25 protein-coding genes are annotated in these 26,373 nt (G+C 66.7%); 9 read left to right on the top strand and 16 right to left on the bottom strand.

Going from position 1 to position 26,373, the window contains the following annotated elements; translation table 11 throughout:
• Positions 1-2: 2 nt before the first annotated feature.
• From rplS to VSR34_RS09440, 3 genes are all read left to right on the top strand, one after another.
• Positions 3-398, top strand: a complete 396-nt coding sequence (rplS, locus tag VSR34_RS09450) for a 50S ribosomal protein L19 (RefSeq protein WP_028206741.1) — start codon at positions 3-5, stop codon at positions 396-398.
• A gap of 87 nt (positions 399-485) precedes the next feature.
• Positions 486-1,238: a CoA pyrophosphatase gene (locus tag VSR34_RS09445; RefSeq protein ID WP_342962373.1), complete on the top strand. Its 753-nt coding sequence runs from the start codon at positions 486-488 to the stop codon at positions 1,236-1,238.
• Between the two features lie 169 nt (positions 1,239-1,407).
• A complete protein-coding gene (locus tag VSR34_RS09440) occupies positions 1,408-2,346 on the top strand; it encodes a CobD/CbiB family protein (RefSeq protein WP_028212882.1) in 939 nt (312 codons plus the stop codon).
• A gap of 79 nt (positions 2,347-2,425) precedes the next feature.
• Here the strand turns inward: VSR34_RS09440 and VSR34_RS09435 are convergent, their stop codons facing one another.
• The 3 genes from VSR34_RS09435 to VSR34_RS09425 are packed head-to-tail and all read right to left on the bottom strand — an operon-like array spanning position 2,426 to position 4,993.
• Entirely contained in the window at positions 2,426-2,749 is a 324-nt protein-coding gene (locus VSR34_RS09435) for a DUF2007 domain-containing protein (RefSeq protein ID WP_028212883.1), read from the bottom strand.
• A gap of 28 nt (positions 2,750-2,777) precedes the next feature.
• A complete protein-coding gene (gene rsgA, locus VSR34_RS09430; protein ID WP_028212884.1) occupies positions 2,778-3,719 on the bottom strand; it encodes a ribosome small subunit-dependent GTPase A in 942 nt (313 codons plus the stop codon).
• Complete coding sequence (locus VSR34_RS09425; RefSeq protein ID WP_028212885.1) at positions 3,716-4,993, bottom strand: M48 family metallopeptidase; 1,278 nt, start codon at positions 4,991-4,993, stop codon at positions 3,716-3,718. Before VSR34_RS09425 ends, rsgA begins: the two co-directional genes overlap by 4 nt.
• 190 nt (positions 4,994-5,183) lie before the next feature.
• Here VSR34_RS09425 and orn point away from each other — a divergent pair, with 190 nt between their 5' ends.
• Entirely contained in the window at positions 5,184-5,765 is a 582-nt protein-coding gene (orn, locus tag VSR34_RS09420) for an oligoribonuclease (RefSeq protein WP_238327937.1), read from the top strand.
• A gap of 69 nt (positions 5,766-5,834) precedes the next feature.
• On the opposite strand, the gene mog is transcribed toward orn, so the two are convergent.
• Both mog and yjgA read right to left on the bottom strand, forming a co-directional pair.
• Complete coding sequence (gene mog / locus VSR34_RS09415; RefSeq protein ID WP_036019575.1) at positions 5,835-6,458, bottom strand: molybdopterin adenylyltransferase; 624 nt, start codon at positions 6,456-6,458, stop codon at positions 5,835-5,837.
• On the bottom strand, positions 6,445-7,059 hold the full coding sequence (yjgA, locus tag VSR34_RS09410) for a ribosome biogenesis factor YjgA (RefSeq protein WP_272945665.1): 615 nt from the start codon (positions 7,057-7,059) through the stop codon (positions 6,445-6,447). The genes mog and yjgA overlap by 14 nt, the downstream gene beginning before the upstream one ends.
• A 266-nt stretch (positions 7,060-7,325) precedes the next feature.
• On the opposite strand from yjgA, the gene pmbA reads away from it, so the two are divergent.
• A complete protein-coding gene (pmbA, locus tag VSR34_RS09405; RefSeq protein WP_028212889.1) occupies positions 7,326-8,696 on the top strand; it encodes a metalloprotease PmbA in 1,371 nt (456 codons plus the stop codon).
• Between the two features lie 107 nt (positions 8,697-8,803).
• On the opposite strand, the gene VSR34_RS09400 is transcribed toward pmbA, so the two are convergent.
• The 9 genes from VSR34_RS09400 to VSR34_RS09360 all read right to left on the bottom strand — a co-directional run bounded on the left by VSR34_RS09400 (position 8,804) and on the right by VSR34_RS09360 (position 17,871).
• Positions 8,804-9,301, bottom strand: a complete 498-nt coding sequence (locus VSR34_RS09400) for a dihydrofolate reductase (RefSeq protein ID WP_028212890.1) — start codon at positions 9,299-9,301, stop codon at positions 8,804-8,806.
• Between the two features lie 118 nt (positions 9,302-9,419).
• Positions 9,420-10,949, bottom strand: a complete 1,530-nt coding sequence (locus tag VSR34_RS09395; protein ID WP_028231346.1) for a sigma-54 dependent transcriptional regulator — start codon at positions 10,947-10,949, stop codon at positions 9,420-9,422.
• Positions 10,950-10,965: 16 nt separating this feature from the next.
• Complete coding sequence (locus VSR34_RS09390; RefSeq protein ID WP_028212892.1) at positions 10,966-12,456, bottom strand: hypothetical protein; 1,491 nt, start codon at positions 12,454-12,456, stop codon at positions 10,966-10,968.
• Positions 12,457-12,597: 141 nt separating this feature from the next.
• Entirely contained in the window at positions 12,598-13,527 is a 930-nt protein-coding gene (locus VSR34_RS09385) for a peptidase C39 (protein WP_342962372.1), read from the bottom strand.
• A gap of 13 nt (positions 13,528-13,540) precedes the next feature.
• Complete coding sequence (locus tag VSR34_RS09380; RefSeq protein WP_028212894.1) at positions 13,541-14,260, bottom strand: C39 family peptidase; 720 nt, start codon at positions 14,258-14,260, stop codon at positions 13,541-13,543.
• A 123-nt stretch (positions 14,261-14,383) separates the two neighbouring features.
• Positions 14,384-15,967: a cell wall anchor protein gene (locus VSR34_RS09375; protein ID WP_342962371.1), complete on the bottom strand. Its 1,584-nt coding sequence runs from the start codon at positions 15,965-15,967 to the stop codon at positions 14,384-14,386.
• 27 nt (positions 15,968-15,994) lie between these two features.
• Positions 15,995-16,636, bottom strand: coding sequence for a hypothetical protein (locus VSR34_RS09370; protein ID WP_028212896.1), 642 nt, complete (start codon positions 16,634-16,636; stop codon positions 15,995-15,997).
• Positions 16,633-17,142 carry a hypothetical protein gene (locus VSR34_RS09365; RefSeq protein ID WP_028212897.1) on the bottom strand — a complete coding sequence of 170 codons (510 nt, stop codon included), beginning with the start codon at positions 17,140-17,142 and terminating at the stop codon, positions 16,633-16,635. The genes VSR34_RS09370 and VSR34_RS09365 overlap by 4 nt, the downstream gene beginning before the upstream one ends.
• Positions 17,143-17,265: 123 nt before the next feature.
• Positions 17,266-17,871 carry a hypothetical protein gene (locus tag VSR34_RS09360; RefSeq protein ID WP_042289680.1) on the bottom strand — a complete coding sequence of 202 codons (606 nt, stop codon included), beginning with the start codon at positions 17,869-17,871 and terminating at the stop codon, positions 17,266-17,268.
• A gap of 548 nt (positions 17,872-18,419) precedes the next feature.
• Between VSR34_RS09360 and VSR34_RS09355 the strand changes: the two genes are divergently transcribed.
• Both VSR34_RS09355 and VSR34_RS09350 read left to right on the top strand, forming a co-directional pair.
• A complete protein-coding gene (locus VSR34_RS09355) occupies positions 18,420-19,805 on the top strand; it encodes a sigma-54 dependent transcriptional regulator (RefSeq protein WP_028212899.1) in 1,386 nt (461 codons plus the stop codon).
• Positions 19,806-20,107: 302 nt separating this feature from the next.
• On the top strand, positions 20,108-21,079 hold the full coding sequence (locus tag VSR34_RS09350; RefSeq protein ID WP_028212900.1) for a thymidylate synthase: 972 nt from the start codon (positions 20,108-20,110) through the stop codon (positions 21,077-21,079).
• Between the two features lie 98 nt (positions 21,080-21,177).
• Here VSR34_RS09350 and VSR34_RS09345 read toward each other — a convergent pair whose 3' ends face one another.
• Together VSR34_RS09345 and VSR34_RS09340 are read right to left on the bottom strand one after the other, a co-directional pair.
• Entirely contained in the window at positions 21,178-23,832 is a 2,655-nt protein-coding gene (locus tag VSR34_RS09345) for a DUF6600 domain-containing protein (protein ID WP_342962370.1), read from the bottom strand.
• 262 nt (positions 23,833-24,094) lie between these two features.
• Positions 24,095-24,817: a helix-turn-helix transcriptional regulator gene (locus VSR34_RS09340; protein ID WP_028212902.1), complete on the bottom strand. Its 723-nt coding sequence runs from the start codon at positions 24,815-24,817 to the stop codon at positions 24,095-24,097.
• A 109-nt stretch (positions 24,818-24,926) separates the two neighbouring features.
• On the opposite strand from VSR34_RS09340, the gene VSR34_RS09335 reads away from it, so the two are divergent.
• On the top strand, positions 24,927-25,160 hold the full coding sequence (locus VSR34_RS09335; protein WP_036019577.1) for a hypothetical protein: 234 nt from the start codon (positions 24,927-24,929) through the stop codon (positions 25,158-25,160).
• 87 nt (positions 25,161-25,247) lie between these two features.
• Positions 25,248-26,297: a helix-turn-helix domain-containing protein gene (locus tag VSR34_RS09330; RefSeq protein WP_342962369.1), complete on the top strand. Its 1,050-nt coding sequence runs from the start codon at positions 25,248-25,250 to the stop codon at positions 26,295-26,297.
• The last annotated feature ends 76 nt before the right edge of the window (positions 26,298-26,373 follow it).

The raw sequence follows: 26,373 nt of genomic DNA, 5'->3' as shown, positions 1-26,373 counted from the left end.
CCATGAATCTCATCGAAAAACTCGAGCAGGAAGAAATCCAGCGCGTGCTGGGCGAGAAGACCATCCCCGAATTCGCCCCCGGCGATACGGTGATCGTCAACGTGAACGTGGTTGAAGGTAACCGCAAGCGCGTTCAGGCATACGAAGGCGTCGTGATCGCGAAGCGTAACCGCGGCCTGAACTCGTCGTTCATCGTGCGCAAGATCTCGTCGGGCGAAGGTGTCGAGCGTACGTTCCAGACGTACTCGCCGCTGCTGGCCAGCATCGTGGTGAAGCGTCGCGGCGACGTGCGTCGCGCGAAGCTGTACTACCTGCGCAACCTGTCGGGCAAGAAGGCACGTATCAAGGAAAAGCTCGTGTCGAAAGACCGCGCAGCTGCTCCGGCCGACCAGGCGTAAAAGCTGTAAGAAAAAAGCACCCCTCGGGGTGCTTTTTTGCTTTTTGGCCTCAAAATAATCTCGTGTACGTGCAATCCGAGACGCCCGTTGATCCGTCCAGTATTTGAACCCGAAAGCCTGCCGATAGAATCGACGGGTGCGAACCTTCCCCAGGTCGCCGCGGAGCGCCTGACTCCCGCCGGCCTGCGCATGCGCTTCGAGCAGCGTCTGGCGTGGGATCCCGAACCGCAGGAAGCCCGTCTGGCCGACCTGCGCGACCCGCGCGAGGCGGCCGTGCTGATCCCCATCGCCCTGCGTCAGAGCGGTTTGACCGTCCTGCTCACGCAGCGCGCCGACAATCTCAGCAATCATGCGGGGCAGGTCAGCTTTCCGGGCGGCAGCCGCGAGCCGTCGGACCCCACGCCCATCGCCGCTGCGCTGCGCGAGGCGCAGGAAGAAGTGAACCTCGACCCCGCGCGTGTCGAGGTGCTGGGCGCATTGCCCGACTACCTGACCGGAACCGGCTTCAGGGTGACACCCGTGGTCGGCCTCGTCCACGAGCCGTTCAGCCTCGCCGCGGACTCGCTCGAAGTCGCGAGCATCTTCGAGGTGCCGCTGAGCTTTCTGATGAACCCGGTGCATCACCAGGTGAGGGTGTTCCGCTGGGAAGGCGGCGAGCGGCGCTTTTACGCCATGCCCTATCCAGACCGAAATGCGCCAGACCGAAATGCGCCGGACCGGAATGCGCTGGACCGGGATGCGCTGGACCGGGCTGCCCCATCCGGCGTGAGCGCCACGCACTTCATCTGGGGCGCGACGGCCGGCATGCTGCGCAACTTCTATCGTTTCCTGCTCGCATAAAACCCCAGGGCAACCCCAGGCGCCGCGTGCAAGCGCTGTCATGCACTGTTGCGAGTTTGCCGCCGGAAGTGCCGCCGATGGTCAGGCACATCTGGCCCTGTGATATCGTTGCAACAATTTTCGAAAAAGCCTTCAACCCTTTCGCAACCCGATTTGCACGGCGTGTCGCATGACCTTCTTCTCCGTATTGCTGGCCCTCGTCATCGAGCAGGTGCGGGCGCTGTCGCCCAATAATCCCGTCATGGCGCTCGTGCGCCTCAATGCGGAATGGGCCGCGCACGGCTTCGACGCCGGCAAGCAAAAGCATGGGCTCATCGCGTGGCTCGTGGTCGTGCTGCCGTGGACCCTCGCCACGGCACTCGTCTACTACGTGCTCTACCACATCAGCTTCGTGCTGGCGTTCCTGTGGAACGTCGTGGTGGTGTACTTCACGCTCGGTTTTCGCCAGTTCAGCCACTATTTCACCGACATTCATCTCGCGCTGAACAACGACGACGTGCCGCGCGCACGTGAAATTCTCCAGGAATGGACCGGCATCGAGGCCGTCGACATGCCCGTGAGCGAGATCGTGCGCCATACGCTCATTCACGCGGTGGTCGCCTCACATCGGCATGTGTTCGGCGTGTTCTTCTGGTTTCTCGTGCCGATCGGGCCCGCAGGCGCCGTGCTGTACCGCATTGCCGAATATCTCGCACGCGAGTGGGCGCGCCCCGCCGAGGACCGCACCGAGGCGTTCTCCGACTTCGCGCAGCAAGTGTTCTTCGTAATCGACTGGGTGCCGGCGCGGCTCACGTCGCTGGGCTTTGCGATCGTCGGCAACTTCGAAGATGCGATCTACGCCTGGCGCAACCGCACCAATGAGTGGCCCAATACCAACGAAGGCGTGCTGCTCGCCACCGGCAGCGGCGCGCTGGGCGCGCGTCTCTCGGGGCCGCTTGCCGAGCAGTCGAGCGTCGATGTGCTCGCGCAGCCGGGCGAGGGCGATCCGTACACGGTTGGCGACGACTGCACGCCGCGCACGCTGCAATCGGCCGTGGGCCTCGTGTGGCGCGCCGTGATCCTGTGGATGATCCTGCTGCTCATGCTGACCATCGCCGTCTGGTTCTGAGCGCCGGAACGCCGAGCCGCACATAAGCAAACGGGCCGCTTTTAGCGGCCCGTTTGCATTCGACGGCGTATGCGCTGTGTCATTCGTCGCGCACGTCGCGCTCGCGTCCGCAATTCCAGCACACGGTGAACTGCGCTTCGAGCGTCTCGCCGCAACGCGCGCAGCGCCACGCGGGCGCGCCCGGCGGCGGTCCGTTCACCGCTTCGTCGAGCAAGCGCCGCGCGAGCTTCTCGTCGCGCTCGTCCACGAGCCATAGCTCGGGCGCGCACTGCTCCGCGGGGATCTCGCCCATCGCGCCGCTCAGATAGCGGTTGTGCAGCTCGCAGGGCACGCCCGCCGTGGCGAGGATGTTCATCCAGTGCTGGGCGATCAGCAGGTTTGGCGCGCGCACGAGCTTGAGCATGGGGCATGGGGCCTGAGAGAGCGGCGCGTCAGCGCACGACCTGGCTGATCTCATGCATGAGCTGCGCATAGAGCGCCTGGCGTTCGGGCGCGATGCGGCCGTCGTCGATGGCTTCGAGAATCGCGCAGCCCGGCTCGTGCAGATGATGGCAGTTGTAGAAGCGGCAGTGCGCAAGCAGCGGCCGGAACTCGGGGAACGCGCGCTCGAGCTTGCCTTCGGTGAGGTGATAGAGGCCGAACTCCTGGAAGCCCGGCGAATCGATCAGCGCGCCACCCTCGGGCAAGCGGTAGAGCCGCGTGAACGTCGTGGTGTGGCGGCCGCTGTTGAGCGCCGTGGAGATCTCGCGCGTGGCCGCTTCGGCGTCGGGGATCAGCAGGTTCACGAGCGTCGACTTGCCCATGCCCGACTGGCCGAGCAGGATCGTCTGATGCCCGTGCAGATGCTCGGCGAGCGTCTCGCGGGCTTCCTGCGGCCGGCCTTTCACGGAAAGCTCCAGCACCGTATAGCCGAGCGCGCGATACCGTTCGAGCCGCGCCCGGGCGAGCGGCAACGCGGCCTCGACGTCGATCTTGTTGAGCACGATGAGCGGCTTGAGATCGTTGGCCTCGGCGGCCACGAGCGCGCGCCCGAGCAGGTCTTCGCTGAAGTGGGGCTCGGTGGCGAGCACGATCAGCAGCTGGTCGAGGTTAGCCGCGAAGAGCTTCGACTTGAACTGATCGGAGCGATAGAGCAGGTTGCGCCGCTCGCCGATCGCGACGATCACGCCCTGATCCGCGGAAGTCGACTGGTACTCGACGCGATCGCCCACCGCCACTTCGCTCTTCTTGCCGCGCGGGAAGCACTGCAGATGTGCGCCGCCGCCGTCGGGGGCGACGAGATAGTGGCGCCCGTGCGCGGCGATCACCACGCCGTGCAGCGTGGCACCCGCGCTCTTCGCAGCGCCGGCGGCTTTCGTTGCACGCCGGTTCATGCGTGGGCGAGCAGTCGGTCGATCCGCTGCGATGCCGGCGGATGCGAGTAGTAGAACGCGGTATAGAGCGGGTCGGGCGTGAGCGTCGATGCGTTGTCCTCGTAGAGCTTCACGAGCGCATTGACGAGATGCTGCGCGTCGGTCTGCGTGGCGGCGAAGGCGTCGGCCTCGAACTCGTGCTTGCGCGAGGAGAGGCTGCCAAGCGGCGTGACGAAGAACAGGAACACGGGTACGGCGAGGAAGAACAGCACGAGCGCGAGCCCTTCGTTACCGCCGAGGAGCGAAGGACGCACGCCGAGGCCCTCATAGAACCACACGCGCTGCGAGAGCCAGCCGAGCAGCGCCAGCAGCGCGAGGCTGATCGCGAACGTGACGAGCATGCGCTTGATGACATGGCGGCGCTTGAAGTGGCCCAGCTCATGCGCGAGCACGGCCTCGATCTCGCTGCCCGAGAGGCGCGCGAGCAGCGTATCGAAGAAGACGATGCGCTTGGACGCGCCAAAGCCCGTGAAGTAGGCGTTGCCGTGCGCGGAGCGGCGGCTGCCGTCCATCACGAAGAGGCCCTTGGCCGCAAAGCCGCAGCGCTGCATGAGCGCCTCGATGCGCGAGCGCAGCGCTTCGTCGCGCAGCGGTTCGAACTTGTTGAAGAGCGGCGCGATGAAGCTGGGGTAGAGCACCAGCACGAGCATCTGGAACGCGACCCAGACGCCCCATGTCCAGAGCCACCAAAAGCTGCCCGCCTGCTTCATGAGCCAGAGCACGACGAAGAGGAGCGGGATGCCGAACGCGGCGCCGAGCAGGAGCCCCTTGATGCGGTCGACGATGAAGATGCGCTTCGTCATGCGGTTGAAGCCGAAGCGCTCCTCGATCACGAACTGGCGGTAGTAGTCGAGCGGCAACTCGATCGCGCCGGAAACCGCAAGTACGGCCCCGACGAGCGCGATCTGGCCCACGTAGTCGCGCCCGAGCGCGTCCGAGATGCCGAGATCGAGGGCCTGAATGCCGCCGAGCAGCGTGAGCCCGATCAGCACGACCGCGCCGAGCACGATTTCGATCATGCCGAGACGCGTGCGGGCGATCGTGTAGTCGGCGGCGCGCTGGTGAGCGGCGAGCGGGATGGTGGCGGTGAACTGCGCAGGCACCGCGCCGCGGTGGGCGGCCACGAAGCGGATCTGGCGCGACGCGAGCCAGAGCTTGGTCGCAACCATCGCAAGCACGGCCACGACGAACAGCGCGCTGAAGTACAGCGCCGGGGAGGGGGACAGATTAGGCATCCAGGAGGTCCGTGGTATCTATGCGACAATTATATGTTCTCGCCGGCCGGGCATCGCATCCTCTCGATGCCGCGCACGCGCCGCGCTTCCAACGCTCTCCGGGTTGCCTTTCATGACTGACATCACCTCTGCCGGCCAGACGGGCCAGGCTGGCCAAAACGGCGGCGCGCCGCTCATCGAGCGCACCGACATGAACCTGATCTGGCTCGACATGGAAATGACAGGGCTCGATCCCGACAACGACCGCATCATCGAGATCGCCGTGGTGGTGACGAATTCGACGCTCGACAAGCTCGTGGAAGGCCCGGTGCTGGCAATTCACCAGCCGGAGGCGGTGCTCGACCGCATGGACGAATGGAATCGCAATACGCACGGCCGCTCGGGGCTCACGGAACGCGTGCGCGCCTCGACCGTCACCGAGGAATCCGCGACCGAGCAGATCATCGCGTTTCTTTCGCAATACGTGCCGCCCGGCAAGTCGCCGATGTGCGGCAACTCGATCTGTCAGGACCGCCGCTTCATGGCGCGCTGGATGCCCACGCTCGAGCGTTTTTTCCATTACCGCAATCTCGATGTGAGCACGCTCAAGGAACTGTGCCGCCGCTGGCAGCCGACCATCTACAAGGGCTTCCAGAAGCGCGCGATGCACACGGCGCTTGCCGATATTCACGAGTCGATCGACGAGCTCAAGTACTACCGCGAGCACTTCCTCGTGGCCGCGCCCGGCATCATGCCGGACGTGGGCGCGGGCGAGGCCGGTCCGGCGCTCTGATCGGCGCCGCAAAGCGCGACGGCGCCTGATGGCGCCGTGTTGCAGGATCGCAGCAGGGATATCTGAGTGTTACGCGCGCGGCGCTCGCTGCGCGCTCTTTGGCCGGAACGCCGCCACGACGTTCGGATCGGTTTCGATATACGGCCCGCCGATCAGGTCGATGCAATACGGCACGGCGGCGAAAATGCCGGGCACCTTCACCGCGCCCTGATCGTCGCGCAGGCCTTCCAGCGTTTCCTTGATCGACTTCGGCTGCCCCGGCAGGTTGATGATCAGCGCCGCGTGGTCGTCGTTTTCGCGGATCACGGCCACCTGGCGCGACAAAATCGCCGTCGGCACGAAATTCAGGCTGATCTGGCGCATCTGCTCGCCGAAGCCCGGCATTTCCTTCGTCGCCACCGCGAGCGTGGCCTCGGGCGTGACGTCGCGGCGTGCGGGGCCGGTGCCGCCCGTGGTCAGCACGAGGTCGCAGCCCAGGCCGTCCACGAGCGCGGTCAGCGTGGCGGAGATCGTCGCCGCGTCGTCGTGGATCAGGCGTGTTTCGGCGCGCCAGGGCGTTTTCAGCACGCTGGCCAGCCACTCCATCAGCGAGGGAATGCCCTTGTCCTCGTAAACCCCGCTCGTCGCGCGGTCGCTGACCGACACGAGGCCGATCACCAGTTCGTCGGGATGGCTGCGCTCAGGCTTCGTCATCTTCGCGGTCCTCGTCGGCACGCTCGTTTTCGTGGTCTTCACTTTCGCCGGGGCCCTGGGCGCTCGTGTCCTTGATCCACTGGAACAGCTCGCGGAAGTACCTGGGCGGCTTGCTTTGCTCCTGCTCGCGGCGCGCGTTGCGGATCAGCGTGCGGCCTTCCTGCGCATCGGCGGCGGGGTGCTGGCGGATGAATTCGGTGAGCGCGTCGTCGCTGGCGAGCAGCTTTTCACGGGTGCGCTCGATCCAGTGCAGGCGCGCCGTCGCGGCCTTGTTCACGCCGCGGTGCTCGTCGAGCTTCGTGCGCAGCGCGGCGACTTCCGCTTCCGTCAGGCCGCGCATCATGCGACCCACGTACTGGAGCTGGCGGCGCTTGCCTTCGTGGTCGGTGATGCGGCGGCACTCGTGCACGGCGTCGGCGAGGTCTTCGGTCATCGGCATGCGCTTGAGCGCGTCCTTCGGCAGCTCCACGAGCGCCTGGCCCAGTTCCTGGAGCGCTTCCATTTCGCGCTTGAGCTGCGACTTGCTCGGGCGGTCGTAACCGTTGTCGTCCTGGTCGGCGACAGCGTCGTTCATCGGTTGAATGCGGGTTTTACGTTTCATGGGGCGTATTGTAGCGTGCGCGGGCGTGCGGCTCGGGCTGCAAGGCGGCGCGCCTGGGCGCCCGGGAAGGATGTTCGGCGCATCGCACAAGCGACGAAAGCGCCTGTGATGCCCGTTCGCATACCTTGCTATGATCGCGGGATGCGTTTCGCGAACGCAGCGCGCTGCGAAGCACCTGATGAGACAACCGAAGCGGCACCAGCGGCGGCACCAGCGAAACACGACACCAGCGGGCCGAACCGGCCCAGAACCGGACCGTAACGACAATGGCAGCAGACATCGAAGCCCGGCAACGCTTTTTCCCGCATACCCAGGACGAACTCAAGGAGATCGCCTCCGACATCCTTCGGCACGCCAGGACGCTAGGCGCGAGCGACGCCGCGACCGAGATTTCCGAAGGCGACGGCTTGTCCGTCTCGGTGCGGCGCGGCGAAGTCGAGACGATCGAGCACAACCGCGACAAGATGGTCGGCGTGACCGTCTATATCGGCAACAAGCGCGGCAACGCGAGCACCTCCGACTTTACGCCGCAGGCGCTCAAGGACACCGTGGCCGCGGCGTACAACATCGCGCGCTTCACTGCCGACGACGACTGCGCGGGCCTCGCCGAGCGCGAGCTGCTCGAAACCGCGCCGCGCGATCTCGATCTCTACCACCCGTGGAATCTCTCTGCCGACGAGGCCGTGGAGATCGCGCGCCGCGCCGAGGACGCCGCGTTCGCCGTCGATCCGCGCGTGAAGAATTCCGAAGGCGCGAGCGTCTCGGCGCAGCATTCGCAGTTCGTGCTCGCGACTTCGGGCGGCTTCCTGCACGGTTACCCGTACTCCCGCCACTACGTCTCGTGCGCGCCCATCGCGGGCGAAGGCCGCAACATGCAGCGCGACGACTGGTACACGTCGCGGCGCAGCGCGGCCGAGCTGGCCTCGCCCGAAGCGGTCGGGCGCTACGCCGCGGAGCGCGCGCTGTCGCGCCTGAACGCGCGCAGCCTCGACACGCGCAAGGTGCCGGTGCTGTTCGAGGCGCCGCTCGCCGCCGGCCTGCTCGGCGCGTTCGTGCAGGCGGTGAGCGGCGGCGCGCTCTATCGCAAGACCTCGTTCCTCGTCGACAGCCTCGGCAAGCCCGTGTTCGCGCCGCACATCCAGATCGTCGAGGACCCGCACGTGCCGCGCGCGGCCGGCAGCGCGCCGTTCGACGAAGAGGGCGTGCGCACCCAGCGCCGCGAAGTCGTGAAAGACGGCATCGTGCAGGGCTACTTCCTCTCGTCCTATTCGGCGCGCAAGCTCGGCATGCAGACGACGGGCAACGCGGGCGGCTCGCACAATCTGCAGTTGCAGAGCTCGCTGACAAAGCCCGAGGACGACTTCGAGGCGATGCTCAGAAAGCTCGGCACGGGGCTTCTGCTGACCGAGCTGATGGGACAGGGCGTGAACTTCGTGACGGGCGACTATTCGCGCGGCGCGTCGGGCTTCTGGGTCGAGAACGGCAAGATCCAGTACCCGGTGGAGGAAATCACGGTGGCGTCCACGCTGCAGGAGATGTTCCACCACATCGTCGCCGTGGGCGCGGATACGCTCGCGCGCGGCACGCGTCAGACGGGCTCGGTGCTGATCGAGAGGATGACGGTGGCGGGGCAGTAAGCCGCCGTTCCTGTAGTTCGCTTCGTTCCTGTAGTTCGCTTCAAATGAAAACGGCACGCCTCGCGTGCCGTTTTGCTTCTGGGGCGCTGTTTGCTCACACAGGCTGCTCAGGTCCGTCGCACGTAGCGCACGAACGCGAAATCGAAGTCGTTCGGCGCATTCGCGTGCAGCGTCTCGCGCGACGTCTCGCGCCAGACGGCGGGATCAGGCGCGGGGAAGGTGGCGTCGCCCTCGAAATCGGCGGCGATTTCCGTCACCACGAGTTCATGTGCGAGCTCAAGCCCTTCGCCGTAGAGTTGCGCGCCGCCGATCAGGAACGCCTCGGGCGCCTGATCCTGCGCGGCGAGTGCGAGCGCCTCGTCGAGGCTCGTGGCCGTGTCGCAGCCGGGAAAGCGCTTGCCCGCGTCGCGCGTCACGACGATGTTGCGACGACCCGGCAAGGCGCGGCCGATCGATTCGTGCGTCTTGCGGCCCATGATGATAGGGGCGCCCATGGTGGTGCGCTTGAAAAACGCGAGATCTTCGGGGAGCCGCCAGGGCAGCGTGTTGTCGCGGCCGATCACGCCATTGCGGGCGCGAGCGACGATGAGGGTGAGCGTCGTCATCGATGGGTTAGCGGTGCGGAGTGGGGGCCGAGCTTGCAAGCCGATTGCAGCGATTCTACCTGAGCGCGCCGGTCGCCCCGGCGCGCCTCCTCATCGCACTTCTCGCGCAGTGCGCGCTTCACTCCCGCCCTTCCGGCGGCAATTCCGCCTGGTTTTCCGCTTCGCCGCCAAAAAACGTCTTCTCGTCGCGCAGGCCGTGCGTGCCCATGAGGCGGTAGAGCGTCACGCGCGAGATGCCGAGATCGGCCGCGGCCTCGGTGAGCCGGTGCCGGTGCCGCAGCAGCGCCGCCTCGATTGCGCGCCGCTCGGCGGCTTCGCGCGCCTGCGCGAGGGTCACCGTCTGCTGCGCGGTGAAGTGCGCGAGATCGAGATCCTCGGCGGAGATCAGCTTGCTCTCGGCCATGACGATCGCGCGCCGCACGCGGTTAATGAGCTCGCGCACGTTGCCCGGCCAGTTGTAGTTGTACATGGCCTCGATCGCGTCGGGCGTGAATCCCCGTATGCGGCGCGCGCTGTCCTGCTTGAATTTGTGGAGCACGTGGTGCGCGAGTATTTCGATGTCCTTGCCGCGCGCGCGCAGCGGCGGCTCGTCCACGCGCAGCACGCAGAGCCGGTGAAAGAGGTCGGCGCGAAAATGCCCGTCGCGCATCGCCGCTTCGAGATCGACGTGGGTGGCCGAGATGATGCGCACGTCCACCGGAATCTGCTCGTGGCCGCCAAGGCGCTCGATCTTGCCTTCCTGCAAAAAGCGCAGCAGGCTCGCCTGGCTTTCCATGGGCAGGTCGCCGATTTCGTCGAGAAAGAGCGTGCCGCCGTTGGCCGATTCGACGCGCCCGATCTTGCGCTGGTTCGCACCCGTGAACGCGCCGCGCTCATAGCCGAATAGTTCGGATTGCAGAAGATGGTGCGGGATCGCGCCGCAATTGATCGGCACGAAGGGCGCCTTGCGCCGCGGCGAGCGCTCGTGGATCGCGAGCGCGGTGAGTTCCTTGCCGGTGCCCGATTCGCCCGAGATGAACACGGTGGCGTCGGTATTGGCCACCTTGCGGATCGTGCGAAAGAGCTGCTGCATCGCTTCGCAGGTGCCCACCATCTCGTCTTCGTCCGGGCTCGCGGCCCCGGCGCCCGATGCACCGAGATCGCACAGCGACACCATGCCGAACGCGTGGCCCACGAGATAGTCGAGCGTGGCGTGCGAGACCGGCACGTGCACGTAGTCGAAGCAGTAGTGGCGGATCAGGCGCCGCACGTCGGCGTCGGCGAGGCGCGAGTCGTCGGTGAGCGCGATCCAGCCCACCTGTTGCAGGCGCAGCACCGCTTCGAGCCCCGCGAACTCGCGCGGCGCGAAGCCCGTGAGATCGACGATGCCCGCATACGCCGCCTCCGGCTTCACGAGGCGCGAGGCCTCGTGGGCCGTGCGGGCTACCGCGAGTTCCCAGCCGCGGCTCTTCAGGTACGCGCCGAGCAGCGGGTCCGGGGCGCGTGCGATATACAGCAGCGTGCGCTCGAATGCGGCCTCGGGCTTCGCGTCGCGCGCGCGAACCGCGTCGGGCGCGTCGCCCGAAACTGGGGGGCCGGTCACGGCGAGCCGCTGGCCTGCGCCGGCGAACGGTGTCACGGTGGCGCCCAGATGAGAGGATTCGCGCACGATCGGCCTCATGTCATTAGAAGGTGTAAGGGAAACGCACACCGACGACGAAGTTCGGCGCGTCGGGCGTGAGGCCGACGGAAACCGCGCCGTTGATCGTCAGGTGTTTGTTGACCACGTGGTTCAGGCCGAAGTTGAGCACCGAGGCGGTCGTCTCGCTGCCCGGCACGCCGGTCCAGGAACCGCCCGGCGCCCTGGTCTTCGACTGCGGCTCGATCGCCATGGTGTACGAGATGCTGGCCGAATCCTTGTCCGAGAACGCGAGCGCGACGCCGCCGCCGAACTGGATGATGTCGCCGAGCTTCACTTCGGCTGGCTCGACCTGGCCGATCACCGAGGAGATGTCGGCGAACGAGCGCGAAATGTTGTACGTGTACGAGAAGCTGCCGAACAGCACCACCGGGTCGTAGGTCTTGAGCACCGAGAGGCCCGCCGTGACGTTCCAGAAGCCCGTGCCCGTGGGCAGCTTGCTGGGTGCGACGAGATTGGTGTTGTCGGGCGTGATCTGCTGCACCTTGATGCCGAACGGCGAAGTGCCGGTCGGCGTCTTCACGCGCAGGCTGCCCACCACGTCGGGCATGCTGTTGGTTTCCTTCAGGAACTGATAGTAGATCCCGAAGTTCACGTCGCCGATGTCGTTCGAGGTGACCGTGGCATCCGAAAGCGTGCTCGCCGAGCCGCCCGCGCCGCCCACGATGAAGTTGCTGCGCCGGTACACGTAAGGCACGTCCACATCCACGCTCATGCGGTCGGTGAGGCCGTAGCGCGTGTCCAGGTCGGCTGTGATCTGGTGCGACTTGGTTTGCCCCAGATTGATGTTGCCGAGGAAAATCGCGTCGAGCGCGAGGAAGCCCGAGAGCTGCAGCTGCCTGCGATCGTAGTAGGTGTCGCTGATACCCCAGTCCAGGGTGAGCCGGTGGTCGAAGAGCGGCGCGTGCTCGCGCTGCACGACGGCCTCTTCGGCTTGCGTGCGGCTCGGCTCGGCGCTCTTCTGCGTCTCGCCGACGGTCGGACTGGCGTTGGGATTGGCGCCCGCGTTGACGCCCACGGGCGCGCCCTGCTGCGGGCCGCTCGCGGCCGCCGTGCCGGTCGCGCCGCTGGTCGTTCCAGCCTCGGGCGAGGGCGGGTTCACCGGCACGCCCGTGGCGGTGCCGGTGAGCGCGCCCGGCGCCGTTGCGCCCGGCAGCGCCTGGGCGAGCGGCGGCAAGGGCACCGGCAGACCGTCGGCGCCGGGCTGCTCGGCGACCGTTGGGTCCGATGCCGCGAGCGCGCCTGGCATGCCGCGCCCGCGCTGCGCCATTTCGAGATTCGTCACCTGGCGCTCGAGTGACTGGATCTGCCGCTGCTGCTCGTCGACTACGCGCATGAGTGTATTCAGCCGTTCTTCGATTGACTGGCTTTGTAGCGCCTGCGCATGGGCGGATTGCGCGAGCGCGAACAGCATGACTGCTGCTGGAATAGCGGCCAGCCTCACGTGCGGCGCCGCCGTCCTCGACATCATCCTCATTCTTCTTCCCCCGGCTCGTGCGCCTGGCGGAACCCCCCGGTTCCATACCCGCGCACGTCGATGCTCCTCATTCGATTTGCTGCTTCTCTCGCGGGACCGTTGCCCGCGTGGTGGTCTCCTCGCCCGTACATGAGCGCTCGGTTAGTGGAGATTTCGCAGAGCCTGTAATACGCCGGACTGCCGGATCATTTGCGACGTCATCTGCTGCGTTTGCAGACTCAGTTGCAACTGGTTGGCGACCTGCTGGTTATTGCCTGCGACCTGGAGTAGCTGGGCGATCGCGCCGGCCTGCTGCGCATTGCCCGGCACGATGCTTTGCGTGGCGATGCCCGCCGGCGTTTGCAGCTTCACGTTGACGCCGTTACTGCCGAACGAGATCCCTGCCTTGATGCTGCCGTTGACGTTCGAAGCCGACGCACTCGGCTGGTTGCTGGCGCCCGGCAGGGTGGGAACCTGCGGCGCGTTGTTGTCATAGGCGATGGTCGCGGCGTTGGCGCCCGCATTGCCATTGCCGGCCACCTGGGTGATCTGCGAGACGCCGTTGACCGAGACGTTCTGGCCGCCGGTGGCCGTCGCATTCGGGTTGGCGCCGCTGCCTGTGCCATTGCCGACATTGCCGGCATTGCCGACATTGGTGACATTGCCGACATTGCTGACATTGCCGACATTGCTGCCATGGCTGACGCTCGGGGTCCCGCCCGGCGTCGGATCGATCACGGTTGCCAGCGTCTTGACCTGCGCGCTCACCTGGTTCGCTGTGTTCTGGGCGACCGCGAGCGCGCCTTGCGCAACTGCCGTCGCGCCGTTGGGCAATTGCCATTGAGAAAGCAGGTTCAGAACGAACCCCGAAATCATGTCGCTGCCGGCATATTTGCCGGTCTGATGCGCGAGCACGTCGTCGCCGACGGCTTCGCAGCGGATGCCCTGCGCCTGTCCATCGGCGTTCGAGAGGAACGCCGGCACCGGCTGCGGCAAGCCGATGCTTTCGGCCGCTTGCGCACCGCTCGATAAAGCGCAGGCGAGCGCGGAGACAGCTACCGCGATGCCACACTGTGAGAGGTTGCGGTTCATGACTCTTGGGACTTCAGAACATGACGGCCTTATCGAGGCCGTATTCGAAGAAGGGTGTCGCCGCCGTGCCGTTGAGCAAGGCGTTTTCGCGCAGCTTGAGCGCGAGCGACTCGTTGTTCTGCAACAGCGGAGAGTCCTCCAGGAACGGTTTGCCGAGCACCGCGAAGACGAGGCCGTTCCATGTCTTCGCAAAGTCGTCTTCGGCGACGATACGGTTGCCGAGCGCGGGGTCCGCGATGAAGATGCGGCCGTTCTCGGCGTGCTTGACGATCACGAAGTGCTCATAGCCATTGATGTTCATGAGCACCAGCACGGGAATCTGCAGGTGGTAGAGCGCGTCGGTGTTGACGCGAAAGCCGCGGCCGCGCAAGCCGATCGTCTCGACGAACTTCTTCATGTCGAGCATGGAGAAGCCGTTCTTGACGACCACCTCGGGCGTGGAGAACACCATCATCTGGCGGATCAGCTCCGGTTCGGGGATGTCGATGCCGTAGCCGTACTTGAGCAGCGTGGCGAGCGCGGCGGCGCCGCAGCTGTAGTCGAACTGCTGGCTGACGATGCTGCGATAGCGAAGGTCCCGCATCGAATGGACCGGAAGCTTCACCGGCACGCCGATGAGGTGGGTCGCGTCGAGCGTCGACTGCGCGTGCGCAGGCACGAGGGCCGCGCTGCCCGAGAGCAACAGCGCGACGGCAAACATCCTTGACGCCGGGGTCGATACGGGCCCGGACATGGTTGTCTCCTGCTCCTGATGACGCGCCGGCTGCGGCGGTGCAGCCGGCGCGCGGTACTTCTCGAGGTATTGCCTGTCTAGCCGCTGGGACGAGCCCAGTTCCTGCTGTGCTGCGAGTCGTGCCTAGTGGCCGTTGTTCATTGCGGCGATGGCCAGGCCGTTGTGCTGCAGGTTGCCGATGCCGCCGGCAATGTTCACGCCGATGTTGCCTTGCGCGCCGGTGAGCGTATTGGCGCCGAGGCTGGCCGTGCCCTGGAACTGGCCGGTGGCGCTCATTGCCGCGGTTTGCACGTTGTTATCCGTCGCGACCATCGCGACCGTCGAGGCGGACCCCGGCTTCGCGGTCGTCACCGAGCCGGCAAGGCTGTTGTTTTGCGCGTTGCCGATACCCGATGCGACGTTCACGCCGACGTTGCCCGAGACGTTCGCGAGCGAGCCGTCGCCGACCGACGCGTTCAGATTGAAGTTCTTCACGTGGGCATGACCGGTGGATGCCTGCGTGTTGAAGATCTGCGCGTTGCCGAAGACGTTGCCCATATCGACGGAAGCGAGCGCGACATCGTTGCTTTGCGCGTTGTTGATGCCTTCCGCGATGTTCACGCCGAGGTTGCCCGTCACGCCGGTTGCGGCGCCGTTGCCCGTCCTGGCATCGAGCGTGCCCGCCTGCTGCGTGTTGATGTGCTGCGTGACCGAGCCCGTGGTGTGCTCGTCGACCGTGTTGAGCGTGTCGTTCACGTTGTAGCCCCAGCCGCTGCTCGAGCTCGAGCTGTGCGAGGACGAATGGCTATGCGTTTCCGCGCTCGTGGTCGTGGTGCTGTACGTATGCGCGTAGGTGTCCGACGAGTTCTTCGTCTTCGAGCTCGTGCCGTTCACGCTAACCGAGAGCTGTGCGCTGCCCGTGCCGTCGGCATAGGCGGAATTGGCGTTGGACGACGTGCTGCTCGTGTTCTTCGTGTTGTTCGCGTTCCATGCGGCGCCGACGTTCGTCGTGTCGGTGTTGTTGTGCGTGTTGGTCCTGGTGTGCGACGTGCCTTCCGAGCCGCTGAGGCTGAAGCTTGCGCTGCCGTTTTTGGAGTCGCCGCTGTGCGCCCACGTTGCGCTGCCCTGGAGGTTGCCACTACTGCTCTGCGACTTCGTGGACGTGTTGTTCCCCTGGCTGCTGTAACTCGTCGAGATGCCGGCGCTGCCCGTGTCGCTAAAGGTGTTGGAGGTCGTCGAGGCGCTTGCGTTGCCGCTGTCGGTCGCGACGTGATAGTTGCCGCTGATGCCCGCATTGAACGTCTTGCCAAAGCTCGAATTGCTCGACGAGCTCTTCGTGGTCGAGGCATTCACGTCATGCGTGTAGGACGAACTGCTCGACTCGGAAGACGTGCTCGAGTGGCTCGAGTTCGAGTAGTTCCAGAAGGAATTGTTGCCCGACCCTTTTGCGCTGATGTTGTAGTCGTTGAACGTCGTCGTGACCTTGCCGCTCGTGTAGCTCTGCGCTTGCGGAAGGAGCGTGCCGCCGCTGGTCGTCTGGTTGTTGTTGATGACCGCGCCTGCCGTGCTCGACACGGAGACGCAGCCGAACAGCAGGACAAACCCTTCGACACCGACACCTTCGTGCACGCTCGTGGCGTTGAAAAGATACGCCATGTTCGATGGAACTGCGTAAGCGGAACCTGCCGCCGACGCAAGAACTGCCGCTGCTATTAGGGTGCGCTTCATGATTTCGCTCCGATACTGAGTGGTCAGTTAAAAAAGAGTGCCCGCCGGGGGACGGAGCACAAAACTGTTCGCCGTAGCGTTGCCGGCGCCGGCCGTCTGGTTCACCTGCACGAGACCCGTCGCATTCCTGAATGCCGCACCGTCGATGCGTACCTCACGAATACCCCCTACCTGGGCCGATTGCCCCTGACTGCCGTTCCTGGCGGCGGCAGCGGACAGTTCGCCGTCCGAGACCGCCACCACACCAATCGCACCACTGCCGATGAGAGCAGTGTTGCGCTGGACATTGCCCACGCCCGCCGACTGATTCACCATCATTGCGCCGTTCGTGTTCGCAAAAGCTCCCGCACCTATCGTCGCGCTCGCGTTCTTGAGCCGCGCTGTGATGCTCGCGAGCTGCTGGTCGCCGTTCAGGTTGATGGCCACGGTGCCCGTCGTGATCGTCAGCTGGTTGGCCTGCGCGTTGTCGACGCCGGCCGTTTCGTTCACCGCGAGCGCGCCGGTTGTCGAGGTTGCGGCGCCCGGGGCAATGACCGCCGTCGCGCCTACCGTCGCCTGGGCGTGCGCGACGCCGGCAAAGCCAAGCGCTGCGGCGCAGGCGAGCGCCGCGGGAAGTGCGGCGCGAAGTGCAGCGCGCCAGGCGCGCGGCGTCTGGATCGAACGGCTCATTTCATGCCTCCCATGGCGCCCGTGAGCGGAGCGAGCGCGCCAGTGACCGTCGAGGAAATCGTGCCGCCGATGCCGCCGCCGACACCCGCGCTCGCGCCCGGTCCCGCCGCCGTATTGGCGCCCGTGGCGCTGCCGGTGAGAATGCGCGTGAGCGCCTGGACGCCGGCGTTTTGGGCGCTCAACGCGCCGTTCGCGTTGACGCCGCTCGAGCCGTGCGCGTTGGTGAGGTCCGTATCGCTGACGAGCGTCGCGATTGCGGGGTCGTAACTGTTCTTGGGGAAGGTGGTGGCGCGCACCAGCACCGGGTCCTGGCTCTTCGGCACGTTGTCGAAAGCACTGCGCGGTGTGATGTCGCGTTCGACGATGATGTCGCCCGGGTTCGTGACCTGCTGGGCGGCCACGCTAGCCGTGACGCCCGAGGCCAGGAGTGCGCACAGGGCGGCGGCCACCTGGAGCGGGCGGCGGCTCGCGCCGCGCGTCGCGTTGCGTACGGTCCGTACGGTCATTCTGGTCTCCTCCTGGACGAAAGCCGGCGCATGGGCGCCCCGCCCGTCCCTTGTCCGGGCGCAGCGTCGTTGTGCCGCGCACCGGACGCCGCGCCGCCCTGCGGCGCGGGTGCTATCTCATCGTTACTTTCTCGTGTAGCTCGCGACGTTGCCCTGCGCGTTCTGCGTGGCGTCGACGGGAATCGGGAGCGGCGCAGGCGGCGCAATCTCGTCCCAGAGCGTCACGCTGTTGTTGCCGCGCATCAGTTGCGGCGTGGCGGCCACCATCACCATTCCGACCGCGCCGCCGCGCTGGCGCGCAAGCGTCTGGTCGTCGAGCGGTCCGGCGCCGGCGAAGGAAACGTCGTCGCCAGAGGCAACCGGGTCGGCGGCCGCATGCAGGCTGGCGGTTGGCGCGGCGTTGTCCTCCGCGGCGTTCGTCGTGTCCGTGTCGGGCGTGCTGGCCGCAGTCGGGACATTCGTCGGGGTATTCGTCTGCGCATTGGTTTCGAGGGTGGCCGGCACGAGCGCGGCGGATGTTGCAGGAACGACATCCGGGGCGGTGCGCGAGACGCTGGCGAGCGCGAGCGGTGCGGAATCCCGAGCGAACTGCGCGGCCGGCGCTTCGTCGATCGACTGCGCCAGCGCGGCGGGCGAAACGACGAAGAGGGCGGCGGGCAAGAGCATGGCGGCGCATGCGCTGCGCAAACCAATGACACTGCGCCGGACCTGCTGGGTGATGAGTCGCATGGCGTATCTCCTGATGCGAGACATTTAGCGAAACGTGTGCCATCGCTCGCAATCCATTGATACGCTTCGAGCCGCGCTATTTTCTGCAGATTTTGAATCGCAGATATTCGCCAAAATGTTTCAGTGCTGAAACGTCAGGAGGTTTAAACCTGCGTGGCAATGCTGGAGGGTTTCAAACGAGAACGTTTGCGAGCCCGGTGCGTCGCAGATTCACGGAATGGAAACATTCGTTATTATTTCTGTGCTCACAAAATGGCAGGATTGAGATGGAAACACTTCCATCCGTCCCCGAGTCATTCCATCCGCATAAAACCTATCCAATTCCCATGAGGCTATAGTAAGCTTCAGAAAAAGCCGTAATACCTATAAGAAAAGGCCCACACGTGGGCAGGTTGACACACACGCCACAACTCGGGGATTCACTGTCAGCAAAAGCATGCGCGTTCACTGTTTTGCAGGTACGCGAAAGCCGCTTTTTGCTGCGTGTCTGTACATTCAGGTGCGTGCCGTCATTCGCAAACGATGGTGTTGGCAAGAGGATCTGAATAATGGAACCTGCAACGCGGCAATTGGTGTACGTGACGCGAAAACCGGTCGAAGTGTTGAACGAGCGGTTCCACGAGCGTGGCTGGCAGGTGGAGATCGTCGGTAACGCACGCGACGCGCGGCGCGCGTTCCGTGCCGGTATGCCCGCGGGGGGGCTGCTCGACCTTTCCAGTGAATTCCATCTGCACGAGATCGGCTCGTTCGAGCCGTGCCTCACGCTGCCCAACGTGGGCTGGGTCGCGGCGACCACGACCGGCCAGCTCCAGGATGCCACGCTGCGCCGGCTCGTGCGAGATTACTGTTTCGATTACGTAACGGTCCCGTGGAACGGTGACCGCATCGTCGATTCGGTCGGCCATGCTTATGGCATGGTCTCGCTCGGCGAACTGGCCTCCAACGACACCACGGGCGGCGCCGAAGGCGAAATGGTCGGCTCGTGCGAGGCGATGCTCGCGCTCTTCCGCTCGATCCGCAAGGTCGCCATGACCGACGCACCGGTGTTCATCTCGGGCGAGTCGGGCACGGGCAAGGAGCTCACGGCCGTGGCGATCCACGAGCGGTCGTCGCGCCGCAACGCACCCTTCGTGCCGATCAACTGCGGCGCGATTCCGCCGCATCTGCTGCAATCCGAACTGTTCGGCTACGAACGCGGCGCGTTCACGGGCGCGAGTCAGCGCAAGATCGGGCGCGTCGAAGCGGCCAACGGCGGCACGCTCTTTCTCGACGAGATCGGCGACCTGCCCATGGAAAGCCAGGCGAGCCTGCTGCGCTTCCTGCAGGAAGGCAAGATCGAGCGCCTTGGCGGCCATCAGTCGATTCCGGTGGATGTGCGCATCATTTCGGCCACCCACGTCGATATGCGCGCGGCGATGGTGGAAGGGCGCTTTCGCCAGGATTTGTATCACCGCCTGTGCGTATTGCAGATCGACGAACCGCCGCTGCGCGCGCGCGGAAAAGATATCGAACTGCTCGCGCGGCACATGCTCGAGCGCTTCAAGAAGGACGGCGGCCGGCGTCTTCGCGGCTTTTCGCCCGACGCCATCGCGGCCCTGCACAACTACAGCTGGCCCGGCAACGTGCGTGAACTCATCAACCGCGTGCGGCGCGCGATCGTGATGTCGGAAGGCCGCGCCATCACGGCGCGCGATCTGGAACTCGGCGACTATGTCGAGGTGGTGCCCGTGTCGCTTGCCCAGGCGCGCGAGGCCGCCGAGCGGCAGGCGATCGAGCTTGCGCTCCTGCGTCACCGCGGACGTCTTGGCGATGCCGCCCACGAGCTCGGCATCTCGCGCGTGACCCTTTACCGGCTTCTCTGCGCGCACGGCATGCGCCACATGGAAAGCGAGCCGCTCGCACCGCACCCGGGCGGCCTGGCCTCGGGCCGTTGACGCTGGGCGCCAGGGGCGGCGCATCAGTGCGGCGTGCACTGAGCGCGTGGCGTCGCTCTCGCCGCCCGGTTCCGCTGGGTTTTGCTGTCACGCTTCGTTCCTCGCTTCGCTTCCCTCCGCTTCTGCGCCAGCTCGTTCCAGCCTGCCGATAGCCCGTCCCGCGGGCGTTCGCGCCGGGTTCCCGTGACCGCATGACCGCGCGCTTTTGGCGCGTCCGACCCAGGTCGCGCGCGACGGGTAAAATCCTGTTTTTCCATCCTGAATCCGAACCGGGCGCCAGCCGTCCGACGAGGGAAGCGCGCATGAAACAGTATCTCGAGCTCGTCCGCTCGATTCTCGACACCGGCACCTGGCAGGAAAACCGCACCGGCATCCGCACGATCAGCCAGCCGGGCGCAATGCTGCGTTTCGATCTGCAAGCGGGCTTCCCGGCGGTCACGACGAAGAAGCTGGCGTTCAAATCGGCCGTGGGCGAACTGATCGGGTTTTTGCGCGCCTCGCGCAGCGCCGCGGATTTCCGCGCGCTCGGCTGCAAGGTGTGGGACGCCAACGCGAACGAGAACGCCCAGTGGCTCGCCAATCCGTACCGCGAGGGCACGGACGACCTGGGCGAGGTCTACGGCGTGCAGTGGCGCCGCTGGCCCGCCTACAAGGTGCTGGACGCAGATGCGGCGGCGCAGCTCGCCGACGCGCAATCGCGCGGCTACGCGCAAGTGGCGCAGTTCAGCGAGGACGGCCGGCAAAAAGTGTTGCTCTACAAGGCGATCGACCAGCTACGCCAGTGTCTCGATACGATCATGAGCAACCCCGCTGACCGACGCATCTTGTTTCACGCCTGGAATCCGGCGGTGCTCGAGGAGATTGCGCTGCCGGCCTGCCATCTGCTGTACCAGTTCCTGCCGAATCCGACGAAGCGTGAAATCTCGCTGTGCCTCTACATCCGCAGCAACGACGTGGGTCTGGGCACGCCGTTCAACCTCACGGAGGGGGCGGTCCTGCTCCATCTCGTGGGCCGGCTGACGGGCTATACGCCGCGCTGGTTCACGTATTTCATCGGCGACGCGCACATCTACGAGAACCAGCTCGACATGCTCAACGAGCAATTGCGCCGCGAGCCCTACGAGAGCCCACGCCTCGCCATCTCGGAGCGTGTGCCCGAGTACGCGAAGACCGGAATCTACGAGCCGGAGTGGCTCGACAAGGTCGAGCCCTCCGACTTCTCGCTCGTCGACTATCGGCATCACGAGCCACTCACCGCACCCATGGCGGTGTGAGGCGGCAGCAGCCGTCGGCGTTTGAAGTGTCGGCGCCATGACAAAGCCCGCGAACGGCGACGTTCGCGGGCTTTGTCGTTGTTGGCGCGGCGATCAGCTCAGCCGTGGTGGCGATCGTCGTGATTGCCACCGCTCGCGCGCTCCTGCGGATGAGCCGCAGGTTGCGGTTGCGGCTGCGGACGCGGTTGGGGTTGGGGTTGCGGCTGCGGGTGGAATTCCGCACGGGGCTGCGGTTGGGGTTGCGGCTGTGGATGGAATTCCGGGCGTGGCTGCGGTTGGGGCTGCGGCTGTGGATGGAATTCCGCACGGGGCTGCGGTTGGGGCTGCGGCTGTGGATGGAATTCCGCGCGTGGCTGCGGTTGCGGCTGCGGGCGGACCTCGGCGCGCGGTTGCGGTTGCGGCTGCGGGTGGAATTCCGGGCGTGGCTGCGGCTGAGCTTGCGGCTGAGGCTGCGGGCGAGCCTCGACGCGTTGCTGCGGCTGTGGCTGCGGTTGCGGGTGGAACTCCGCACGCTGTTGCGGCTGAGCATCGGGCTGCGCCTGGGGACGGAGCCCGGCGCGCGCCTCGGCCTGCGGCGCCGGCCGGGCTTGCGCTTGCGGCGGCATCGGCGGAACGTGTTGCGCGGTGCCGGGCTCGGGCATCCGTTGCTGCGGTTGCTGCGGCTGCGCCTGAGGTTGCGCTTGCGCGCGTGCCAGATCACGCGGCTGCTGCATCGCGATCGCGGGCGGGCGGCTCGCCTCATTAGCGCCCGGCTGGCCACGCATAGCCATCGGCGTGTGCGGCTGCGTCCACGATGGCTGGTGGGCTTCGCCGCGCGCGCCGTTCAGCACTTGCTGAGCGGGCTGGCCCGCGGCAGGTATGCCGCCTTCCGGACGGCCGGCGAACTGCGGTGGGCGAGGCACACCATGTTCCTGCGCGGCGGCGGGCGGCGCGCCAGGCTGGCCACGTTCGGGGCCGCGCGGCATCGCATTGGCGGCCGGTGCCGCGGATTGCGGCGCGCCGGCCGGCGAACGGGGGAATCCAGCGGTCCGGCCCGCCTGCGCCTGCGCGTCGTTAGCTGGCCTGCCAGCCGCGCCAAGGACCGGCGAATGCGGCGGTACCACGCGCACGTTCTGGACGGGTTCCACACCCCGCGAGGCCGGGGAGAACGGTGAAAACGATGCGTGCGACGGCGACGAGACACGCACCACGGGCGCCCCCGCGCCCGGCACGGTACCGCCCGCATGGGCGAACCGCTGCGCCAGGTTGTCGTGGAATGCGGGCGGCGCGACCGGCGCGCGCGTGGCGACGACCTGGCGCTGATTGAGCACTGCGGGCGGCCTGTAGTCGGCGCGCCGCATGTTCGGCCCGAAGCTCCCCTTGACCGGTGCGATGCCCGGCGTGCCGGGCTCGATGCGCGCATGGCGCCATTGCTGCGGATCCACACGCTGGGCGAAGCGCGACACCGGCTGGCCATGGACGAAGGCGGTAGCGGGCACGGCCGTCACCGCGCCCGGCGCGCGATAGTTCACATAGGTGGTGTTGTGAACGTTGATGTTCGTGATGTTGACGTCGCGCCGGTAATTGTTGATGACGACGGTCTGGTTCACGCGGTCGTAGTAGTGCGGGCTCCAGCCGCCCCAGTGCGGGTGCCACGGCTCTCCCGGCCCGAGCGCGAACCAGGCGACGCCCGCGGCCGCGACGCCGCCCACCGCGAGGTTCACGCTCCAGTCGGGGCCGCCGTCTCCGCCGCCCACGAACGCGACCAGCGCCGGCGCATAGACGGGCGGCGCGCTCTCGACGAGCGGTCCCGGCACCCACGCCCACGAATCGTCGACGTAGGCCCAGCGCCCATAGTGGTAAGGCGCGAAGCCCCATGGGGCGTCATCGACCCAGGTCCAGCCCCACGGTGCCTGCCAGACCCAGTGGCCGTCGTGATACGGCGCCCAGCCCGCGGGCACCGAATTCGGCGTCCAGACTTCGCCGTACTGCGGGTCGCTGCGCCAGGTGCCGTTGTTGTCTAGGTCCTGGTAGCCGGGCACATCGCGCGAGACATAGCGCGCCGAGACCGAGCGGTCCGCGGCCGCATCGCGCGCGAGCGCCCATTGATCGAAGGCGTCCGGCGGCGGCGCTTCGTCGCTCGTCACCTGCTGCAGATCGGTGCCGGAAAAACGGATTTGCTGGCCGGCCGTCATTGGGATCTGGCCGTTTTCGCCGTAGACAGTCACGTTGCCGCTGCGCACGGTGATCGTCGTGGTGCTGCCGTCAGGGGCGACGTCCACGCGATAGTCGCCGGGGCTCGTCACGCCGAGCGCGAGGTTGGGCGTGTCGATTTCATACGAGGTGCCGGCCGGAACGTCGCGCACGCGTGTGGAAAGCGTGCCTTGCGCGACTTTGAGCTGGGCGGTCTGATCGTCGAGGTTGAGGACGTCGAGGCTCGTCTGCGCGCCGAGGCGCACGGCCGTCGAGCCGATGTGCAGTTCCGAGCGCCCGTTCGCGTCGTTCCACAGCTGGTCGCCCGTCGTGAGCGGCCGATTGAGCTGTGCGTACGACCAGTCGCTCGCGCCCGCCGGCTCCGTGGTCACGGCCCCCGCCATGTAGTCCAGACGCGCGACGCGGCTCGGTGGATCGCCGCCCGTCGCGGTCGCCCCTTCGGGCGGCGCGGCCTGTGCAAAGATCGCGGGCGCGGCCGCGAGGTTCAGCGCGGCGAGCGCGAACAGTGTGCGGCGGGAGGTGCGGCGAAACTGGGTGATCGTAGGCGTGCGCGTTGTCATGTTCGTTCTCCTGTCGGCGGGACCAGGCGCTTTGGCGTGTGGTCGGGCCACCCTTGCAGGGCACGGAGCGCCGGCGAATTTGCGGCGTCCCATGCAGGGCACTGTATCTGCGGGGATTGTTTCCATGCGCATGGATTTGTTAGGGCTTATGCACCATATGTAACAGAACGTGTGACTGCGATTGAAACGCCGGTTTTTTGCGCCCGGCAACGGCGATCCTCGCGGGTATTCGTCAGCCGGTTGGCCTGGTTCGACGAGCGCACTACACGCCTGCGAGCGCGTCGAACTCGCCTTGTCCCTTTGGGGTGATGCGCAGCACGCGCGGGCGGTTGGTGCGTTCGATCCAGCCGCTGAGCGTCCACGAATCGAGCAGCGCCGCGCCGAGCGCGCCGCCCAGATGCGGTCTGCGCTCGCTCCAGTCGAGGCAGGTGCAGGCGAAGCGCCGCCGGCGCGCGCGCAGCGCAGCGACGTCCACGCCCCAGGTCGCGAGGCGTGCCGCGCCCTCGGGCGTGGCTTCGAGCGTGTCGCCGTCACGCAGGAGCAGGCCGCTTCCCACGAGGCGCTCGAACACCTGCACGGCAACCTCGCCCGCCATGTGGTCGTAGCATGTACGCGCATGGCGCATCTCAAGCGGCACCGTGCGCACGGAACGCGGCTCGGGTCGTTGAGCGCTGGTGGCGTTGGCGGCGTGCGCGACATTCATGAGCGCCTCGATCGTCGCAGCGACCTCGGGCGTGGCGATCCGGTAGTAGCGATGCCGGCCGCGCACGTCGAGCGCGAGCAGTCCGCCTTCGGTGAGGCGCGCGAGGTGGCCGCTCGCCGCCGAAGGCGAAAGGCCCGCGATCATCGTGAGTTCGCCGGCGGGTCGCGCGCTGCCGTCCATGAGCGCCCACAGCATGGCGGCGCGCCCCGGATCGGCGAGTAGCGCGGCAACGCGAGCGAGTCCCGGGAAGTGACTCGATGCATCAGTGGCGGGGAGGTTCATGGCGGCTCCTTCATGGCTTGCGATGGCAGCAGATGCCGCCCACACGGCTACTGTAGAGGAACAGCGCCATCGACGTTTCAGCCTGGCATGAAGCGTCGATTGCAGCCGCGTGGCACTGGAGGTGATCCGCCTGCACCCGTACGGCGGCGCGCCCGGCGCCGCGCTAGAATCGGATCTTTCACGTTGCTTTCCCTTCATGAAACGCTTCCTGGGTCTTTTCGTCGCCGCCGCGCTCGCGTCCTTGTGCGTGGCCTGCGCGCAAGGCGGCTTGGCGCCGTCGAGCGGCGCGAGCGGCATCACGATGTACGGCACGGTCGACGAGGGCGTCGCCTTCCACAAGTGACTGGCAGGATTTGATGCCGGTTTGACGTGACTGCCAGACGCCCGCGTGGAATCATGCAAACGTCCCGTTCGCATCGACTTTGCCGCCATGTCATCTCACACTTCGCCCCATGCCGCTGCCGCACGCCATGTCGTGTTCGCCGTCGCCCCTGAACTCGTGCTGCTCGATGCCTGCGGCCCCGTCGAGGCGTTCTGGCGCGCGGAACTGGCGATGCGTGGAGCAAGCGGCGTTTGCGGCTCGAGCGGCAGCGCGCCAGCCAGCGCGCCATGCGCCTACCGCACGACGCTCGCCTCGGTGGCGGGCGGCGTGCTGCCGACCTTCGCGGGCCTGCCCGTCGTCACCGAGCGGCTCGACACGCTCGATCTGGCCACGATCGATACGCTGATCGTGCCGGGCGTGCCCATCGGCGACACGACCGAACTGCAACCGGAACTCGTCGCGTGGATCGCGGCTGCCGCGCCATATGCGCGCCGCGTCGCGTCCGTCTGCACGGGCGCGTTCTATCTCGCCGCAGCGGGTATGCTCGACGGCCGGCGCGCCGCCACGCACTGGCGCAACGCGGCGCAGCTCGCGCGGCGCTTCCCGCGCGTCGAGGTCGATCCCGAGCCGATTTTCATTCGCGACGAGCGTGACGCGCGCGTGGTCTGGACCTCGGCGGGCGTGTCGGCGGGCATCGATCTCGCGCTCGCGCTGATCGAAGAGGACTGCGGCCATGCCGTTGCCATGCAGGCGGCGCGCCGCCTCGTCGTGTTCATGAAGCGGCCGGGCGGCCAGTCGCAGTTCAGCGAGGCGCTAACGGCGCAGGACACCGCCGGCGGCGAGTTCGACGCGCTGCATGGCTGGATGGCCGCGAACCTGCGCGGCGAGCTGAACGTCGAGCGTCTTGCCGAGGAAGCGCGCATGAGCCCGCGCACCTTCGCGCGCCGCTATGTCGAGGCGGTGGGGCGCACGCCGGCGCGCACGGTCTCGGCCATGCGCGTGGAGGCCGCCGCGCACGCCCTCGTGCAGTCGCGCCGGCCGCTCAAGCGCATCGCGGCCGACTGCGGCTTCGGGACCGAGCAGAACCTGCGGCGCGCGTTCGAGCGGCACTACGGCGTGCTTCCGCTCGATTATCGGGCGCGGTTCGCTGCGAATTGACGAGGCGCGTCAGGCTGTTTTCCTGAGGCGGTTACGGCCGTTTGCAGACGCCAGCGTTTGTCTTATTGCCCTCGTA

This window comes from Paraburkholderia sp. JHI2823 (assembly GCF_038900695.1).
Taxonomy (GTDB): domain Bacteria; phylum Pseudomonadota; class Gammaproteobacteria; order Burkholderiales; family Burkholderiaceae; genus Paraburkholderia; species Paraburkholderia mimosarum.
This window is presented reverse-complemented; position numbering and strand designations above follow the sequence as displayed.

Coding starts and splice junctions, on each gene's coding strand:
- VSR34_RS09440 (WP_028212882.1), top strand. CDS start 1,408: ATGACCTTCTTCTCCGTATTGCTGGCCCTCGTCATCGAGCAGGTGCGG.
- orn (WP_238327937.1), top strand. CDS start 5,184: ATGAACCTGATCTGGCTCGACATGGAAATGACAGGGCTCGATCCCGAC.
- VSR34_RS09355 (WP_028212899.1), top strand. CDS start 18,420: ATGGAACCTGCAACGCGGCAATTGGTGTACGTGACGCGAAAACCGGTC.
- mog (WP_036019575.1), bottom strand. CDS start 6,458: ATGACGAAGCCTGAGCGCAGCCATCCCGACGAACTGGTGATCGGCCTC.
- pmbA (WP_028212889.1), top strand. CDS start 7,326: ATGGCAGCAGACATCGAAGCCCGGCAACGCTTTTTCCCGCATACCCAG.
- VSR34_RS09345 (WP_342962370.1), bottom strand. CDS start 23,832: ATGACAACGCGCACGCCTACGATCACCCAGTTTCGCCGCACCTCCCGC.
- VSR34_RS09390 (WP_028212892.1), bottom strand. CDS start 12,456: ATGAGGATGATGTCGAGGACGGCGGCGCCGCACGTGAGGCTGGCCGCT.
- VSR34_RS09400 (WP_028212890.1), bottom strand. CDS start 9,301: ATGACGACGCTCACCCTCATCGTCGCTCGCGCCCGCAATGGCGTGATC.
- rplS (WP_028206741.1), top strand. CDS start 3: ATGAATCTCATCGAAAAACTCGAGCAGGAAGAAATCCAGCGCGTGCTG.
- VSR34_RS09360 (WP_042289680.1), bottom strand. CDS start 17,871: ATGCGACTCATCACCCAGCAGGTCCGGCGCAGTGTCATTGGTTTGCGC.
- VSR34_RS09330 (WP_342962369.1), top strand. CDS start 25,248: ATGTCATCTCACACTTCGCCCCATGCCGCTGCCGCACGCCATGTCGTG.
- yjgA (WP_272945665.1), bottom strand. CDS start 7,059: ATGAAACGTAAAACCCGCATTCAACCGATGAACGACGCTGTCGCCGAC.
- VSR34_RS09350 (WP_028212900.1), top strand. CDS start 20,108: ATGAAACAGTATCTCGAGCTCGTCCGCTCGATTCTCGACACCGGCACC.
- VSR34_RS09365 (WP_028212897.1), bottom strand. CDS start 17,142: ATGACCGTACGGACCGTACGCAACGCGACGCGCGGCGCGAGCCGCCGC.
- VSR34_RS09385 (WP_342962372.1), bottom strand. CDS start 13,527: ATGAACCGCAACCTCTCACAGTGTGGCATCGCGGTAGCTGTCTCCGCG.
- VSR34_RS09435 (WP_028212883.1), bottom strand. CDS start 2,749: ATGCTCAAGCTCGTGCGCGCGCCAAACCTGCTGATCGCCCAGCACTGG.
- VSR34_RS09425 (WP_028212885.1), bottom strand. CDS start 4,993: ATGCCTAATCTGTCCCCCTCCCCGGCGCTGTACTTCAGCGCGCTGTTC.
- VSR34_RS09370 (WP_028212896.1), bottom strand. CDS start 16,636: ATGAGCCGTTCGATCCAGACGCCGCGCGCCTGGCGCGCTGCACTTCGC.
- VSR34_RS09380 (WP_028212894.1), bottom strand. CDS start 14,260: ATGTCCGGGCCCGTATCGACCCCGGCGTCAAGGATGTTTGCCGTCGCG.
- rsgA (WP_028212884.1), bottom strand. CDS start 3,719: ATGAACCGGCGTGCAACGAAAGCCGCCGGCGCTGCGAAGAGCGCGGGT.
- VSR34_RS09375 (WP_342962371.1), bottom strand. CDS start 15,967: ATGAAGCGCACCCTAATAGCAGCGGCAGTTCTTGCGTCGGCGGCAGGT.
- VSR34_RS09340 (WP_028212902.1), bottom strand. CDS start 24,817: ATGAACCTCCCCGCCACTGATGCATCGAGTCACTTCCCGGGACTCGCT.